Below are 17,820 nucleotides of genomic sequence, written 5' to 3' on the forward strand. Positions count from 1 at the left end.
AATTATTTATGGATTATACATGTTATTAGGTCTTTTGCATAGTCATTGTTTGATTAGCAATACCATAGCCGAGAGACGGGGTTGGCGAAATGTGTCAAGGTGGCCTAGCATCACGCGCTGGAATGACATTTGGGAGTATGTTATCCGTTTGTCACTTCTAAATGATAAAAGCCTCAATGAATTTATTAGTTTATTACATGTCTCTTTTCATGTATAAATCTATAGAAAGTTTTATACGGAAGTTGTTTTATGAGCAAAATTATAGAAATCAGAGCGCCAAAAACTCTTGGTGGTGAGTCAGTTACGGAAGGTATAGTAAAAATAAAGAAAAATATTGGAGAAGCAGTAAAAGTAGATGACTTGATCTTTGAAATTGAGACTGACAAAACAGCACTCGAATTAACTGCAGAAGCTTCAGGGCAAATAACTGAATTTCTCGTAAAGGAAGATGATGTAATAAGTCCTGATCAATTGTTAGCGAAGTTTTCCGTGGGGGAAGTAAAAGAGGAAGCGAGAAAAGAAGATAAAAGCGAAAGTTCTGCTAAAAAAGATGCTCCATCAGCTCGCAAAATTATGGAAGAAAATGCAATTAATGCAGAAAGTGTCAAAGGAACTGGCATGGGAGGCAGAGTAACAAAGGCAGATGTGATAGGCCACATGAACAAAGCAGAACAGCCTGCAATAAAACAATACGAATTGCCAAAAAGTGTAGTGAGTGGAGAGCAAAGAGAGGAACGAGTAAAAATGAGCAAAATAAGACAAGTAATTGCTGCTCGTTTGAAGGCATCGCAAAATACTGCTGCAATACTGACCACGTTCAATGAAATTGACATGAAAAATGTCATGGATCTAAGAGCAAAATATAAGGACACTTTTGAAAAAAAATATGGAATAAAACTTGGTTTTATGTCGTTTTTTATAAAGGCAGCGGTGCAAGCACTGAAAGAGATCCCTGAAATTAACGCTGAGATCTCAGGCGATGAGATCATATATAAACATTACTATGACATAGGTGTTGCTGTTGGCACCGATAAAGGTCTTGTTGTACCAGTTATTCGAAATGCTGATCAGATGTCATTTGCAGAAATTGAGTTGACTTTAGTTGCTCTTGGCAAAAAAGCTCGCGAGGGTAAATTACAAGTATCAGAAATGGAAGGCGCAACATTCACTATCTCAAACGGCGGAGTATACGGTTCACTCCTTTCTACTCCGATAATAAACCCTCCGCAATCTGGAATACTTGGAATGCACTCAATACAAAACAGGCCAGTTGCTGTAGGCAATTCAATTGAAATCAGGCCTATGATGTACATTGCCCTCTCTTACGACCACAGAATAGTGGATGGCAAAGGAGCAGTAACTTTCCTCGTTAAAATAAAAAATTATATAGAAGACCCAAACAGATTAGTTTTAGAAGTGTAGCTCAAATGAGTTGTTGTTAGTCTAGTATTGCTAAAAGCCTAAACTTTGCCTAGTTCTGCCGATGGTTTAGCAACTTCCGGGTGATCAGGACCGTAATGTTTCTCGAAAATAGGTAAAGCCCATTCAAGTAACTCCTTTTTTTTCTCATAATTACCTAAATCTCCATGAACGATACTTAGGTTTGCCAGCAGTTTAGCAACTTCCGGGTGACCAGGCCCATAATGTTTCTCAAAAATAGGTAAAGCCCGTAAAAGCAATTCCTTTCTTTTCTCGTAATTACCTAAATCCCTATAAGCGTTGCCAAGATTTGCCAGTGTTTTAGCAACTTGAAAATGATCAGAGCCGTAATATTTCTCTTGGATTGCTAAAGCCCGTTCTAGCAACTTTTTTGCTTTCCGAAGATTACCTAAATTCCCATAAACGTTGCCTAGGTTTGCTAGTACCATGGCAACTTGAAAATGATCAAAGCCATAGTGTTTCTCAAAAATGGGTAAAGCCTGTTCAAGCAACTCCTTTTTTCTTTTATGATTACCTAAAGCACCATAAGTGATACCTAGGTTTACAAATGTTTTAGCAAATTCGAAATGATCAGGGCCGTAATGTTTTTCTTGAATTACTAAAGCCCGTTCAAACAACTCTTTTGCTTTCTTATGATCACCTAAAGCACCATAAACGATACCTAGGTTTCCTAATGTTCTAACAACTTGAAAATGATCAGGGCTGTAATATTCCTTAAAGATAGGTAAAGCCCGTTCAAGCAATTCCTTTTGTCTTCTAGGATTACCTAAATCAGAGTATCCATCATCCATCCATATTAACAAATCCACAAGATAATCCTTCTCTATTGCTTGTTTTTCTAAAGATTCTGAAGGTTTTTCTTCTAGCCAATTGTCTATATGTGATAGAAATGCTTCTAAATGTGGTAATAATTGTCGTTTCTTAGCATAATCTTCTAATTTGTCACTGCCATAAGGAAAGCTTTCTTTCAGTAATTCAAAAGTCTTTTTCACAACTTTTTCTTTGCCTTGCTTTTCTAACTCTATTCTTGTTACTTGCTGCACTAACCTGTGAACGTTGACTGAACTTTGCTCTTCTCCTGAGTTGATCATTGAATATTGCTTAAGTAGTTGGATAGCATCACCTAACTTTTCTCTATTGCGTTCTAATCCTAAAAACATTTCTACAGGAATATTGTCAGAGGCAATATAGGCGATAATATCTAAAATTTCTTTGGCTTGCTGGCCATACTCTGCGTTGTCTTTGATTTTATTAATAGTAATTCTCCAGGTTATAAAAGTTGTCTCGGTGTAACTATCATTGCTGTCTTCAGGAAACTTGAAATCAAGCAATTTTTCTGCTTCCTCTTTATACCTTTTTAAATAATCACTGATTTCAAACCTCAAGCCTACATTCTTTAATGCTATATCCCTTTCTTTTATGTATGCAACTGCCTGCTGCAGGGCTAAAGGAAAATGCTGTAATGTCTCTGCTAAATTCTTTATTTCATTTTCTTGTGATCCATCCTTTATATCCAATGCTTTTCTAATGAAGTCTATGGACTCTTTAAATATACCCAATGTTAATACTTCTATATCTCCCCACTTTTGATTACGCGAGGTAATCAAAACACTAGGTTTATTATCATCAGATGATAAAAAGTGGGACGGTAAAAATTGACTAATACCAGCATCTTGACCTTCACTTCTATATTTTTCTGCATTATCGAAAACAAAGAGACTTTTTCTCTTGGCAAAAAAAGCATATATATCTCTTACAATAGATTCAATATCCCTATCTTCTGTAGGAATGCCTAAAAGACCTTTAGCTAATCTGAAAAAAGACTGCACTATAGTTTCATAGGTTGCAGCATTTATCCATATAATATTGTTGTCATAATTTTTACTGTGCTTTTCAATATATTTTCTGGCTAGTTCAGTTTTACCTATTCCTCCCAAACCACAGATAGAAACTAGTTGTGATATTACTGTGGCTACACCTTGACTTTTTTGTATTAATTTGTGTAGTTCTCGTAATTCTTCTGTCCTTCCAGTGAACGATCCTACTGGATTTCTCACCTCAAATCGAAAGCCTCCTAAGATTTCTTCTTTCATCTTGCGAAAGAATTCTCTTCCGTCTTCATGTGTAAGAAAACGTCTCCCTTTTTCTTTCAACCAATCTAGCATTTTTTCTTGGAAGCGAGCGTAAACATTCTGTCTATCAATATCATTAAATTGCTCGCCTAGCTCACTTTTGATAATATCCGCTAGTTTTATTTCATTGGGCTGATTTACTGCAAATACTAACTTATCAAAAAATTCTTTTATATTGTCTTCCAACCTACCTTCATTCATCATTCGTCCAAATTCACGTTGCCACGTCTGATTTCTTTCCAATTTCCTTTTTGAGTTCTGATCTGGCTTGTTTTGGAGTTTTTTTATCTCCTCTTCTAATTCTTCCATCGCTTCTTCTACAGCACTTTCAAATGCTGGTTGCACTACTGAAATCATGTTATTGTGAATATAAGAGAACTTATATCTAGTGCCACCATCTTTAAAAAAGACATCACTAGTGTCGATTACTTCAACTAAAATTTCTATTTCCTCGTTTGGTCCTAAAGTTTTTACCCTCAACTTCTTCACTGTGTTTCGTGCTGTGCTTTGATCCAGATCAAAATCGATATTAGTACAGATAATAAAATCTTTCAGGTTACCATCTGCAAAATCTTGATTATTTTTGATCTTTAGGTAAGAAACAAAATACTTTGCTAATCCAAACTCACCACTTTTATCTTTTGTAAGTAAGTTCCCTACTCCAATTTTCTTGTTATCTTCATCTTGTGTGTGTTTAGCCTGCAAAAAACGGTATACTTTCTTACTACCTTGGGTACATTCAAATACTAAATCATCGAACTTTCTGGCCTCTTCTATTTCTGTACCTAAGCGAAAAGAGTGCTGATAGAGCACTCCTCGATGCAAAAATAGCATCAATACCTTTAGCTGGTAGATATTACCGTGCATAACTAGTTACCTCATACAGGCTGCTATAAATTTGTTTGATCTAGAATTAAAGATTACCAAACACCTAAAATAATGCAATAGAGTCTTTATGTGTTGATAGAAAGGCCTTCGAGGGTAGGAATTGCCTGGCAAACTCTTAATTCTTGATTTAAAAAAGACTTTCCAAAGACTCCCCGAATCTAATATGTAATTGCTGTAGGCTGCATTTAGTAATATAATCTCATATTAAATAAGACTTTACTTAAGTTTATGCTAGATTCTCCGCTAATTTTGACAGCCATTCTTATATTTTTCATTTTTACGTTGTCATTCTTTTTTATAAGAAAGATATTTGGGTCAACAAACAAGAAGATAATAAAATCCTTTAGGAAAATTGTTCAGCAAATAAATGCATTAGAAACAGAAATGCAGAGCTTATCTGATGAGGAGCTTGCTGGTAAAACTGAAGAATTCAAACGAGAATTGAAAAATGGAAAAACGTTAAATGATCTTCTCGTACCTGCATTTGCAGTTGTGCGTGAAGCCTCTCGCAGGTTTCTTAACATGAGGCACTTTGATGTTCAGCTGATCGGTGGAATGGTGCTCCACAATGGTATGATATCAGAAATGAAAACAGGAGAGGGAAAGACACTCGTTGCAACTTTAGCTGCATACCTTAATTCTTTAGAAGGGAAAGGCGTGCACGTCGTAACTGTTAACGATTATCTTGCAAAACGAGACACAGAGTGGATGAGCAAATTATATAATTCTCTTGGGGTTTCTGTTGCGTTTATCACGAATAACTTGACAGACGAAGAGAGAAAAGAGGCTTACAGTGCAGATATCGTGTATTCCACAAATAACGAGCTTGCCTTTGATTACCTGCGAGACAATATGAAATTTTCTCAAGAAGACATGGTTCAGAGAGGCTTTCACTACGGAATAGTTGATGAAGTAGACTCAATACTCATTGATGAAGCTCGCACTCCGCTTATTATTTCTGGCCAGATTGAGGAAAACAATCAGATATATAAGCATATCAATAAAATAGTAACCAAATTAGTTGACTCTGATTATGAGGTGGATGAAAAGGGTAGGGCAGTGTTCCTTACTGAAGATGGTATTTCACGAGTGGAAGAACTACTCAGGTCATACAATCTCATTCCTGAAAATTCCTCGCTCTATGATACTGACAGCATGATAATGACTCATTATATAGACCAAGCATTACGTGCACATAAGCTGTTTACTGCTGATAAAGATTATATAGTAAAGGATGGCAAGGTAGTGATTATTGATGAATTTACTGGGCGTATGATGGAGGGCAGGAGATATTCCGATGGTCTTCATCAGGCACTTGAAGCGAAGGAGAATCTTGAAATTCAGCATGAAAACCAAACTTTAGCATCGGTCACATTTCAGAATTACTTTCGTATGTACAATAAACTTTCCGGAATGACTGGAACAGCAGCAACAGAGGCAGAAGAGTTTCGTGATATATACAGACTAAATGTAGTAAAAATTCCAACCAATGTACCTGTAAAAAGAGTTGATATTGATGATGAAATTTATGGCACAGGAAAAGAAAAATTTAATGCTGTGTTGAAGTTTATAGAAGAATGCCACAAACGCCTTCAACCGGTCCTTGTTGGCACGGTAAGCATCGAAAACTCTGAGAAGCTTTCTGCGCTTTTGCAAAGCCATTCTCTTAAGCATTCAGTACTAAATGCTCGTTATCATGAACAAGAGGCGTACATAATAGCACAAGCTGGAGTGCCAGGTAGTATCACTATAGCAACTAACATGGCAGGACGTGGAACTGATATTCAACTCGGTGGAAACGCTGAAATGATTGCAAAGGTAGAGCTAAAGAAGATAAAAAATGCTGATGAAAGAGAAAAAAAATACCAAGAAATAGTCGAAAGAGTAAAAAAAGATAAGGAAATTGCTATAAAAGCTGGTGGTTTATGCGTGGTTGGAACCGAAAGACATGAAAGCAGGAGAATAGATGATCAATTACGCGGCCGTTCTGGTCGTCAGGGGGATCCTGGACTTTCTAAGTTCTTTTTATCACTTGAAGATGATCTAATGAGAATATTTGGTTCTGATAGAATGAGAAGCTTTTTACAAAAAGTAGGGTTAAAGAATAACGAAGCTATTCATCATCCATGGATCAATAAGGCACTTGAGAAGGCGCAGAAGAAAGTTGAAGCTAGAAACTATGATGTGCGGAAGTCTTTGCTTAAGTTTGATGACGTAATCAACAACCAACGTAAAGTTATTTTTAAGCAGAGAAACAATATCTTAGGCAACGAAATTAATGATTTACTTGAAGTATATAGCGAAGTAAATGAGAGCATAGTAGAAGGTATAATCCAAAGTGGCTATTATGAGGATTATATTGAAGATATAGTCAAAGAATTCCATACAAGGTATGGAATAACGCTTGATAAAGAAGATTTAGCAAAGTTTTTAAACAAACAAGAAGCTTTGAATTATATAAATGATAAGATACAAGAATTTTTTACTGAGAAAGAAAAATATTTCAACAGTCAGCACACTACAGATTTGTGGAATACGATCGTGAAGCAAGTAATGATCATGACACTCGATCATTTATGGAGGGAGCACCTTTCAACTTTAGAAAGCTTAAGACAAAGCATAAGCTTACGTGCCATGGGGCAGAAAGATCCACTGAATGAATTTAAACGCGAAGCTTTCTTGATGTTTGAGTCAATGCTTGAAAAATGGAAGGAACTCACCATTCATCGCTTAGCACACTTTAAGTTGGCAGACAACCAAGAGATAGGCAATAGGTTACATTCTGCTAGAAATAGCAGACTTTCCAAAGTCTCAAGAAACGACAAGTGCCCTTGTAATTCTGGGAAGAAGTACAAACACTGCCACGGCGCAGTTACTGTGGTAAATTAGTAACTATGGTTGTACAGTTTGTTTATTTCCATCAACATTACTGCAGCTAACCTCACTTAGCTTACTGTTTAATGAATGCTCTGATGACTTATACGCAACCCCATAGGAAATTCCACCAACGATCAGTGCAGATGCTACAGTAATTCCAATTATTGCTAGTGCAGGTAATGCAGTAGCATAAATGAGTGCTAATGGAGCAACAATGGCAGTTAATGTACCCACAACAGTTCCTATTATGATAGCTCGAGGTTTGTGAATGCGTGATGGGTCTGCACCATGGTCCAGTAGAAGTTTTGTTATTTTTGAATTAAAACCACCCTCATAGGACAAAGGAGTTTGTCCACCTTTATCCTGTGCGTCAACACTTGCCCCTCCTTTTAATAGAGCCTCTGCTATTTGTGTGCGTCCACGCTCAGCAGCATAATGCAAAGGAGTTCTTCCTTCTTTATCTCGCACATCAACACCTGCCCCTCCTTTTAATAGAGCCTCTGCTATTTGTGTATACCCGTTATCAGCAGCATAATGCAAAGGAGTTCTTCCTTCTTTATCTCGTACATCAACACCTGCCCCTCCTTTTAATAGAGCCTCTGCTACTTGTATGTATCCATACTTAGCAGCATAATGCAAAGGAGTTTTTCCCTCTTTATTTTGTAGATCAACCTTTGCTCCTTTTTTTAATAGGATTGCTACTACTTGTACCTGTTCATTCTCAGTAGCATAATGCAGAGGGGTTTCTCCATTTTTCTCTTGCACGTCAACATCTGCCCCTCCTTTTAATAGAGCCTCTGCTACTTGTATGTATCCATACTTAGCAGCATAATGCAAAGGAGTTTCCCCATATTCATTTTGTACATCAGTAATTGCTTGCCCCTCTAACAGAGATTTTACTATTTCTACAGCTCCGTAGTAAGCAGCACAATGTAAAGGAGTAAATCCTTTTCGGTCTTCCACATTAACATTTGCTCCTTTTTGTATCAGAAATTTTACTTTCTCTTCATTTTTTGACCCATATCTAATAGCCCAATGCAAAGGTGTTTCTCCTGAGCTATTCTGTATGTTAACATTTATTCCTTTTTCTAGTAAAAGCTCTGCTACTCTTAAACTTCCACATCTAGCAGCCCAATGCAAAGGTAAGTTCTTTTCATCACTGATATCAAAACCACTTTCTATCAGAACAGCTGTTAATTTTTCACAATCATATTCAACTGCAAAATGTAGCAAATTATAATATGGAAATTTCTTTAAATCAAAATTATTTTCTTCCCATCGCTTACGATACCATTCTAAACCTTCCTTAACTTGCTCATCTAAATTTTCTTCTTTGAGCTTAGTATCTATTTCAGTTCTTATTTTATTAGCTACATTTTCCTTATTTAGATCTGAGCTATAACTGACTGCTAATAGTATTCTATCTAATTCCTGCATTTTTTCCTCCAAGCTATAAAACTTTATTATGGCATATGAAGTGGATTATGTCAATGAAGAACTAAGAAACTGGTTCTTCTTTTTTTCTATAGCTTTAGGTTTACCTACAATTTGAAAAACAACAAATTCGTCATTCCGCCGCAGTATCTCTAGATCCCGCTAACACGTAGCGGGATGACGAGTTACTTAACGTCATACCGTGATTTATTCACGGTATCTCAACCGCTAACAAAGTGGGATGACAGCAATCCTACGTCATACCGCAGCGGGATCTAGAGATACCGCGGCGGTATGACTAGACTTTTTGATTTACTCCCACTCAATGGTTGCTGGTGGTTTAGAAGTTAAGTCATAGACAACTCTATTTACTCCGGAAACGTTATTAACAATTATACTGCCAACATTCTGTAAAAAGTCCCAAAACACTAGCGAATGCTGATCCTTATCTTCAAATGGAAATGCATCAGCCGTCATACCATCGGACGATGTTACAGCCCTTAAAGCACAAACATATCCGTATGTACGACCATCTCCCATGACGCCTACAGTTTTTATTGGTAATAATACAGCAAAAGCTTGCCATATCTTATCGTATAGATCGTAATTTTTCATCGTATTAATATATATTTCATCTACTTCTTGCAATATTCGCACCTTTTCTTCATCGACTTCACTTATAATCCTCACTGCAAGTCCGGGTCCAGGAAATGGATGTTGAAATATTATCTCGTCTGAAAGCCCAATTTCTTTTCCAAGTAGCCTTACCTCATCTTTAAAGAGGTAGCGTAAAGGCTCTACTAGCTTCAGGTTCATCTTTTCTGGCAACCCACCAACATTATGGTGAGACTTAATTGTACTAGTGTTGTCTGAGGCATGCCCTGACTCAACTACATCAGAGTAGATGGTACCTTGCATCAAAAAATCCACATCACCTATTTTTTTTGCTTCTTCTTCAAACACTTCAATGAAAGCGTTACCGATAATTTTTCGCTTTTTTTCTGGATCAGTTATTCCCTTTAACCTACTCAAAAATAAATTTGATTTATCAACGTAGTTTATCGGAATTTCTTTCAACATAGCAATGGTCTGGTTCTTGCGTAACAACCCAGTATCGATAAAAATACAGTTCAATTGTTTTCCTATAGCTTTATGTGTGAGAGCCGCTGCAACACTTGAATCAACCCCACCACTTACTGCAGCGATTACTTTTTTCTCTCCTACTACATTTTTGATTTTTTCCTTCTGCTTTTCAATAAACGATTTCATTGTCCAGTCTCTCTCGCAATTTGCAATATCCAAGAAGTTAGAGAGCAATTTACTGCCATTTGTTGTGGGCCTCACTTCAGGATGGAACTGAGTACAGTAAATCTTCCGCTGTTCGTTGACAATTATTGCAATTGTTTGATTTATCACACCTGATGCGATAACAGTAAATCCCTGTGGTATAGTATCAACACTGTCCGCATGGTTCATTAATACATCCACTTCAGAATTAACATCCCAGGTATCCTTTATAATGGGGGATTCTTTTAGTATCTTGATTTTAGTTCTGCCAAACTCCTGTTTGAAACTCTCTTTTACTTTTGCTCCAAAATAATGACAAATGAGTTGCTGTCCATAGCATATTCCAAGTATAGGAACGTTTGTTGCCTTATTAAGTTTTATAATTTCATGTACTACTCTACTTGTTTCAGAACAATCATCATTTACAGATTGTGGTCCTCCAGAGAGAATAAACCCATTGAATTTTGATATTGTTTCAAAACTGATGTTGCTTGGAAATATTTCGTAATACACACCCATTTCCCTGACTTGTCTTGCGATAAGCTGTGTAAATTGTGAACCAAAATCAATAATGGCAATTGCTGACAATTTGCTCCTCCATATTATTTAAAAGTGATATCTGATAATAAAGGAAATAATGGAGTAAGTAAACTAAGACCTCTTAAAAGCTTTAATGTGCGTTTGCTATGATTTATTTTTATCTAAGAAGAACTTTTTACGGTGGTACTTCAGAGGTTGCAGCCCCTCTTTAGGGTTAAGACATACTTCCAATTCTTCCCAACCACTATAACTTCCACCACCAACCAATTTTATACACACTCTGGATAGAGACTTAGCCTCAATCACTTTTCCAGTTTTGTTATCTACAAACTCTTCCACTCCCTTAACTTTAATTTCGTATTTTTGGCCACTATTTGAACGATTCCATACAAGTATTTCCCCTATAAAAAGAGCTTTAATAACTTTTTGATTTTGCGTTAAGCCATCATCATCAACTTGCACAATTTCTTTAGGTTTATCTATTTTGAGCTCATTTAGTGGCTCATTACCCACCATATTGTTTAATACTTTATTTATTATATATGTTACTGCCTCATCTTTGACTTCTTCTACCCTTTTATCTACATATTTTTCTACTTCACTACGCACATGCCTTTTCAAACTTTCAAGCAAATCCTGTAAGTCGAGTAAAGTTAATTCAGATGTTTCCATAAAACCCTCCAGTTTTATTATCACGTATCAATAATACATCTAGTATACTTAAAATATCTTTAAGAAAGGCGACTCTGACCCTCAGGTAGCTAATGTTAACTACCGATATCGTACGTGAACCAAAATCAATGATGGCAATTGCTGACAACTTACCCCTCCATATTATTTAAAGCAATATCTGATAATAAAGAAAATCATGGGGCAAGTAAACTATAGCTAAAGTGGCTTAGGTTTACCTACAATTTGAAAAACAACAAATTCGTTATTCCGCTACTTGTTAGCGCCGCGGCGGTATGACGTAGGGAAACCTTCTTGGGTTAGCTATACCTGTTTTGCCACTCTGCTGAACGGATACTTTGAAAGTAGATCTATTATAGAATTGATATGAGCCTTATTTTACCCTAATCGTTTATAACCTTTGGCACTACGAAATACCCATGCTCAGGTTTTGTATTGGACAATATCTCTTCTTTAATGTTTTGAGAATTTATAACATCATCGCGTACATGAATGTCCTTGTCTATACTGCCATAACGCATAGGAGAAACACCTTCAGTATTAACTTGTAATAAAGTATCATGTATCCAATCCAGCATTGTCAGTTCTTTGGAGTAGTGATCAATCTCGTCATTTGATAACTTAATCCTTACAAGCTGTGCAATTTTAAGCATTTCTTCCTTGGTAATTGTTATTTTTCTCTTATTTGCAAATTCTATTAGTGAAGTAATAACGTCTTCTGTTGACTTAGCTGGCATCTTTACCTCCTTGGATGAAGTGAGTTAAAATATCTACGACCGAAACAACTTCTATTTTACCAGTTTTTTCAAGTTTGTGAAGTATAGTATCCGTAATCACTAATTTATCTAAAGAAGAGGAAGAAATTTTTTCAACTGCACTTCCTGAAAGCACGCCATGTGTGATGCATGAAATTACGGACTTTGCTCCGCAATTTTTTAAAGCAAGGGCTGCATTACACAATGTTCCACCAGAGTCAACTATATCATCAACAATGACACAATTTTTATTCGCAACTTCTCCTATTATGTTCATTACTTGAGATGTGCCTGCTTTCTCCCTATATTTATCTACTACAATAATCTTATCACTTAACCCTATCTTGTACTTTTCCTCTAAAGTCTTTGCAAAAGCACGTGCTCTGCCAATTGCTCCAACATCAGGTGCAACAATTGCCAAATTTTCTGTGTGTATACAGTCAACAAATGCTTCAAAGCAGTTCAAATTAGTTATCGGTACATCAAAGAATCCTTCAATTTGACTTGAGTGCAAATCAATCACTGCAACACTACTTGCACCTGCAGTTTGAATAAGATTTGCAACTAATTTGGCATTTAAAGCAGATTGCATATTATTGTTCTTGATAATTCTATCTTGTCTGCTATATCCATAATAAGGAATAATTACTACTATCCTTTTGGCTCCTAATCTATTTACTGCATCAATTATAAGCAGAAGCTCCATAAGGTTATCATTCACAGGGGGAGAAAGAGATTGTACTATGTATACTTCTTGATTATATAGATCATTTGCTACTTCTACATTTACCTCGCCATCGGTAAACTTTGATATCCAAGCAGAGGATGGTTGAACATCTAGCCGGTTAACTACTGATTCCCCTAATTCTTTACTAGCATTACCTATTATTATCTTCATAATGTACCAATTGAGCTTGTAAGATTATACAGAAATTATGAAATAATTGAAATGTAAGTTTCTTTATCTAGCATTCTTGTCGGCAAATTAGGTACCTCTTGTACAATGACCTGTCATTTTCACGCATTGTTTCAATATACAGACCCAAATTGAAACAACTATACAAAATCCTGCTTATGTTTCAAGATAAATGACTTTAATGAAATATAATTTACCTTACCACTTCGTTTTGATTCTCCAGTTCAACATAGGATAAATTACTCATACATTCTCCTAGTATTTCCTCCTTTTTATCATTATCTAGTCCACTGCTAAACCCCTGACACTTTTTCTCAAGAGCTAAGCGTGTAGCTATCTTACTGTTTCAGACGATAATTCCGGCAACTCATTACGAATCTTTTCCTGCTCTTCCTCAGAGAAATTGCCAAGGTTTTCCCTGGCCATTTCAGAAAATTTTTGAGTAATCGTTTCTTTTATCATTCCACCAACTTCCTGTTTATTTAGTGTAATAACTACCGATGGATGCAAGCCAGATAAAGACTCAACCATTTTATTGTATGTTCCACCTGAAGTAAGTAAAATAGCGAGGTTTAAATGGCATTAAGATCAAAATTATTGGATGAAAAAGTGGTTCACTAATAATGAGAATTGGTATTAGCTATAGAAAACTTGTATAGATTTTTTCTACTTCTGTGATATCATAAGCCTGTAATGATAAAATAAGCAAATATGGATAAGTCAGCGTATAAGATCATAGAACATGAGTATGATGTGGTAGTAGTGGGTGCAGGTGGAGCAGGGCTCAGAGCAACGCTTGGGATGGCTGCAACTAATTTTTCAGTTGCCTGCATTTCTAAAATTTTCCCTACACGAAGTCATACAGTTGCAGCACAAGGCGGAATTAGTGCAGCTTTAGGTAATATTGGTGAAGACGATTGGCGCTGGCATGCATATGACACAATAAAAGGTTCAGACTGGCTTGGTGATCAAGATGCAATAGAATATATGTGTAAAAACGCTGCTAAAGCTGTTATTGAACTTGAAAATTTTGGCGTACCTTTTTCTCGTACAGAAGATGGCAAAATATACCAGCGCTCTTTTGGTGGAATGACAACTCACTTTGGTAAAGGAAAATCAGCTCAACGCACTTGTGCAGCGGCAGATAAAACTGGGCACGCAATCCTTCACACTCTATATCAGCAGTGTCTTAAATTCAACGCTGAATTTTTTGTTGAATACTTTGTGATTGATTTAATTATGGATAGCGAAACCGGAGCATGCTGTGGAGTTCTTGCTTGGTCGCTATGCGACGGTACATTACATAGATTTCGCGCACATTCGGTGGTGCTAGCAACAGGTGGATATGGACGTGTTTATTTCTCTGCAACAAGTGCGCATACCTGCACAGGTGATGGTAATGGCATGGTGGTGAGAGCTGGGTTACCACTTGAAGATATGGAATTTGTACAATTTCATCCAACAGGAATATATGGCTCAGGGTGCTTGATGACAGAAGGGTGCCGTGGAGAAGGGGGGTACTTCGTTAATTCTCAGGGCGAAAAGTTTATGGAACGTTACGCACCAAAAGCAAAAGATTTAGCTTCCCGTGATGTGGTATGTCGTGCAATAACAATTGAAATTAGAGAGGGAAGGGGAGTTGGACCGAAAAAAGATCACATGTATTTAACTATAGCACATCTTGATCCGGAAGTAATAAAACTCAGATTGCCGGGCATCAGCGAAACCGCAAGAATTTTTGCTGGAGTTGATGTCACTAAAGATCCAATACCGGTCATTCCGACTGTTCACTATAACATGGGTGGCATTCCAACCAATTATCATGGAGAAGTGATCACGCTGAAGCAAGGTAAGGAAGAAGTGGTAGATGGACTATTTGCAATTGGAGAAGCTGCGTGTGTCTCTGTGCACGGTGCAAATCGACTTGGTTCTAACTCACTTCTTGATCTTGTGGTTTTTGGTAGAGCTGCAGCGCTCAGAGCAAAAGAGAAACTAAAATCCGGTACACCACATAAAAAATTGAGCTCAGATTGTACAGATTGGATAATAGATAGGTTTAATAAAATGCGATTTGCTTCTGGAAAGTTTAGGGTGGCAAAAATACGCAGCGAAATGCAGAACACTATGCAAAAGTACGCATCAGTGTTCCATGTTGCTGAAGTTTTAGAAGAAGGTAAAAAAGCTATAAAAAAGGTAGCAAAAATGATGCCTGATATTTCACTTGAGGATCGCAGTATGATATGGAACAGTGATTTAGTTGAAGCACTGGAGCTTGCTAACATGATCCCACAAGCGGTTATTACCATGGAATGCGCAGCCAATCGAGAGGAGAGTAGAGGTGCCCATGCTCGTGAAGATTTTCCTGAGCGTGATGATAAAAACTGGATGAAACACACCATAGCGTGGCTTGAAGAAAAGAAAGGTCAAATTAACGTAAAAATTGATTATAAAAAAGTGGCTGAAAAAACTCTGAGCGATGAAATTGACTTCATCGCTCCGGAAAAGAGGGTATACTAGTTATATTGTTAACCCATCTGCGGGAGATTTTGTTGATGTATCTTTCATTTCACTTTTTGGATTTCTTGCACGCTTTGTCTGTCGGTCATTGTCAGTAGAGCTCTTTGTTTTATTAGTTAGTTTTTCAAAACATTTCTTAACACCACTAAACCCTAAAGTGAGAGCAAGACATGTAGCTATAGCAATAGCTGCGAGGAATAAAGCGGCAAGGGCCCCAATGTAACCCTGAGAGACACCATATGCTACAGCTGAAATGAAAATAACCGTTGTTATGGATATTAATGTTTGACGGGTTCTCTTTGCTGGATCTATGTACTTTCCAGCAGCAGATACTGCTTTTCCTGTAGTAGATGCTGTTTTTTCTATAAAAGAACCTGCTTTTTCAATGCCAGACTGACATTTTTTTGAAGCAGTTTTACAGTGGTATTTTTCCTCGAGTTTCTCCTTTAGCTCTCTAACCTTTTTTTGTGCTTCTTGTGTAATTCTTGGATATTCTTTTAAATTAAGTAAAGTTAGATAATACTTTTTAGTATCAAATGTTTGACCTTCCAACTCTAGAGAACAGGGATCAGCGCCCATTTCTAGCAGCATTGCACAAAACTTTGTTGTATTGCTACAACTAACTGTTGAATCAAAAATTGTTCCTTGCTTTAGATATTCAATTTTTTCTTTCCTTGCTTTTGTTTTTAGCACCGCTTGTAGAGGCGTGTCTTCTTTCTGGTTGGTAGCATCTACAGCTTCTCTCAATTTATCTTGAGATATCACTTCTTTTTCTACTAAATTCAAAATCAACTCCAAATATGCAACTTTTTGCTCTCCTTTAAGTAAAGCAATATGATGTAAAGCATTGTTGCCATTTGTGTCTTTCAGGCTAATATCCGCCCCTTTCTGTAGTAACTCCTCAAAAAGTTTTTTATCATTATTTTCAATTGCTGAATGTAATGGATTACTATCTGGAGTATTTATGGTATACCCTATAATTTCTTTAATTTTTGTTTCTGTATTGGTTTTTATTTCTGGTTCTAATTCAGACTTCTTTACTGACTCTGCCAATTTTTCTAAGAAGTTAAGATAATATATTTTTTGTTTTTCGCTTAACTCCTGTAATTCTTCTTTAGACAACTGCAAATCATCAATATTTGCTCCTAATTTGAGCAATTGTATAGCAGATACTATTGTATTGTCGTAGTGTGGTATAAGTTTTTTTAAAGGTGTTAAAGTTTTTCTAGGTGTAGTCTCAAAACTATGTTTTTCTTTTGTTACTTTACTAAGTAACAATGCTTGCAGTGGTGTTTGACCGTTGCCATTTTTATCGTTTACAGCTTTTTCAAGTTGTGCTTTAAGTTGCTCTTTTCCTTCCTTCTTACTCACATCTAGTACTGTATTTAAAAAATCAAACTTTTGTTTTTTCTCTAATTGTGTAACTATTAGGTGTAAAATATTATTTTCCTTTTTATCTTTTACACTGCTAATATCCGTGCAACCTTTCAGATATTCTCTAAATTTCCCTTGATCTCCATTTTTGATTACTTTGAATATTGGCTGCTCCTTATCAGTATATTGAACACTGCTGTTCATTATTCCGTTCTCTACTTCTTGGTCTTCATTTGCTGTGTGGAAAATTGGTATACCCGAAATGTGGTCTTTCTCGTCAGCATGATCATCTTCAGCTTCGCTACTGTTGCCGCTTTCAATTCCACTGTCTTCACTTTTACCCGTTATCCCGTTCTCTACTTCTTGATCTTCACTTATTGTGTTAGCACTACTGATTGAATGCTTCTTACTAGCGTCATGATTATCTTCAGCTTCGCCACTGTTGCCGCTTTCGGTTTCACTCTCCATACTCCCTCTACGACCAGTTTCATTTTGATCAACGTTATCAGGATGATCTTTTTTGCTGCTCTTGTTAATAGCTTCTGAAATTACTTGTTCTATTTCCTCTTTTTTTGTTGGGTCTAGTTTTTTTGACTGTTTGATTTCTTTTTTCAATGCTGGAAGGAAGTGTTGAGTATAATACTTATAATATTTTTCTTGTTCTTCAGGTGATTCTCCTAATTTGGTTAATACTTTGGTTAATATCTTAGGACTAGCCCCTTCCTTGAACAATCCCTTGCATTTGTTGAGAGTCTTGTCTTTCCCAACTTCTGGGTGTAGGTGTTTGTGCTTTCCTTTTGTTACTTTTTTCGTTATAATGCTCAATAATTCATTGTTGTGTACTAACTCACTAGATGTAGAATTTTCTTTTGTCATACCAAAGCCTCACTAAAAACTAACTATTTGTGTATCTTTGTAGTTGTAAGTGTCAACAATTTGAGATTGAGAACTAACAACTAAAAAGCTAGAT

At 36.5% G+C, this 17,820-nt stretch carries 11 protein-coding genes; 3 read left to right on the top strand and 8 right to left on the bottom strand.

Going from position 1 to position 17,820, the window contains the following annotated elements:
* The first annotated feature begins 249 nt into the window (after nt 1-249).
* On the top strand, nt 250-1,422 hold the full coding sequence (gene odhB / locus OOK92_RS03960) for a 2-oxoglutarate dehydrogenase complex dihydrolipoyllysine-residue succinyltransferase (protein ID WP_264329147.1): 1,173 nt from the start codon (nt 250-252) through the stop codon (nt 1,420-1,422).
* A 38-nt stretch (nt 1,423-1,460) separates the two neighbouring features.
* Here the strand turns inward: odhB and OOK92_RS03965 are convergent, their stop codons facing one another.
* Nucleotides 1,461-4,439 (bottom strand): tetratricopeptide repeat protein, encoded by a 2,979-nt coding sequence (locus tag OOK92_RS03965; protein ID WP_264736316.1) that lies wholly within the window; start codon nt 4,437-4,439, stop codon nt 1,461-1,463.
* A 249-nt stretch (nt 4,440-4,688) separates the two neighbouring features.
* On the opposite strand from OOK92_RS03965, the gene secA reads away from it, so the two are divergent.
* Complete coding sequence (secA, locus tag OOK92_RS03970) at nt 4,689-7,349, top strand: preprotein translocase subunit SecA (protein WP_264736317.1); 2,661 nt, start codon at nt 4,689-4,691, stop codon at nt 7,347-7,349.
* Between the two features lie 3 nt (nt 7,350-7,352).
* Here secA and OOK92_RS03975 read toward each other — a convergent pair whose 3' ends face one another.
* From OOK92_RS03975 to OOK92_RS04000, 6 genes are all read right to left on the bottom strand, one after another.
* Nucleotides 7,353-8,774, bottom strand: a complete 1,422-nt coding sequence (locus OOK92_RS03975; protein ID WP_264736318.1) for an ankyrin repeat domain-containing protein — start codon at nt 8,772-8,774, stop codon at nt 7,353-7,355.
* A 309-nt stretch (nt 8,775-9,083) separates the two neighbouring features.
* Nucleotides 9,084-10,646, bottom strand: coding sequence for a glutamine-hydrolyzing GMP synthase (guaA, locus tag OOK92_RS03980; RefSeq protein WP_264736319.1), 1,563 nt, complete (start codon nt 10,644-10,646; stop codon nt 9,084-9,086).
* Nucleotides 10,647-10,742: 96 nt separating this feature from the next.
* Nucleotides 10,743-11,270 (bottom strand): hypothetical protein, encoded by a 528-nt coding sequence (locus OOK92_RS03985; RefSeq protein WP_264736320.1) that lies wholly within the window; start codon nt 11,268-11,270, stop codon nt 10,743-10,745.
* A gap of 401 nt (nt 11,271-11,671) precedes the next feature.
* Nucleotides 11,672-12,025 carry an Asp-tRNA(Asn)/Glu-tRNA(Gln) amidotransferase subunit GatC gene (gene gatC, locus OOK92_RS03990; RefSeq protein WP_065094978.1) on the bottom strand — a complete coding sequence of 118 codons (354 nt, stop codon included), beginning with the start codon at nt 12,023-12,025 and terminating at the stop codon, nt 11,672-11,674.
* Nucleotides 12,015-12,941: a ribose-phosphate diphosphokinase gene (locus tag OOK92_RS03995; RefSeq protein ID WP_264736321.1), complete on the bottom strand. Its 927-nt coding sequence runs from the start codon at nt 12,939-12,941 to the stop codon at nt 12,015-12,017. The genes gatC and OOK92_RS03995 overlap by 11 nt, the downstream gene beginning before the upstream one ends.
* Nucleotides 12,942-13,292: 351 nt before the next feature.
* Nucleotides 13,293-13,490: a hypothetical protein gene (locus tag OOK92_RS04000; protein ID WP_264688305.1), complete on the bottom strand. Its 198-nt coding sequence runs from the start codon at nt 13,488-13,490 to the stop codon at nt 13,293-13,295.
* A 180-nt stretch (nt 13,491-13,670) separates the two neighbouring features.
* Here OOK92_RS04000 and sdhA point away from each other — a divergent pair, with 180 nt between their 5' ends.
* Nucleotides 13,671-15,476, top strand: coding sequence for a succinate dehydrogenase flavoprotein subunit (sdhA, locus tag OOK92_RS04005; RefSeq protein WP_264736323.1), 1,806 nt, complete (start codon nt 13,671-13,673; stop codon nt 15,474-15,476).
* Here sdhA and OOK92_RS04010 read toward each other — a convergent pair whose 3' ends face one another.
* On the bottom strand, nt 15,477-17,726 hold the full coding sequence (locus OOK92_RS04010) for an ankyrin repeat domain-containing protein (RefSeq protein WP_264736325.1): 2,250 nt from the start codon (nt 17,724-17,726) through the stop codon (nt 15,477-15,479). It abuts the gene before it with no gap.
* Between the last annotated feature and the right edge of the window lie 94 nt (nt 17,727-17,820).

Origin of the sequence: Wolbachia endosymbiont (group A) of Rhinocyllus conicus (genome assembly GCF_947250775.1) — a bacterium.
Lineage (GTDB): Bacteria > Pseudomonadota > Alphaproteobacteria > Rickettsiales > Anaplasmataceae > Wolbachia.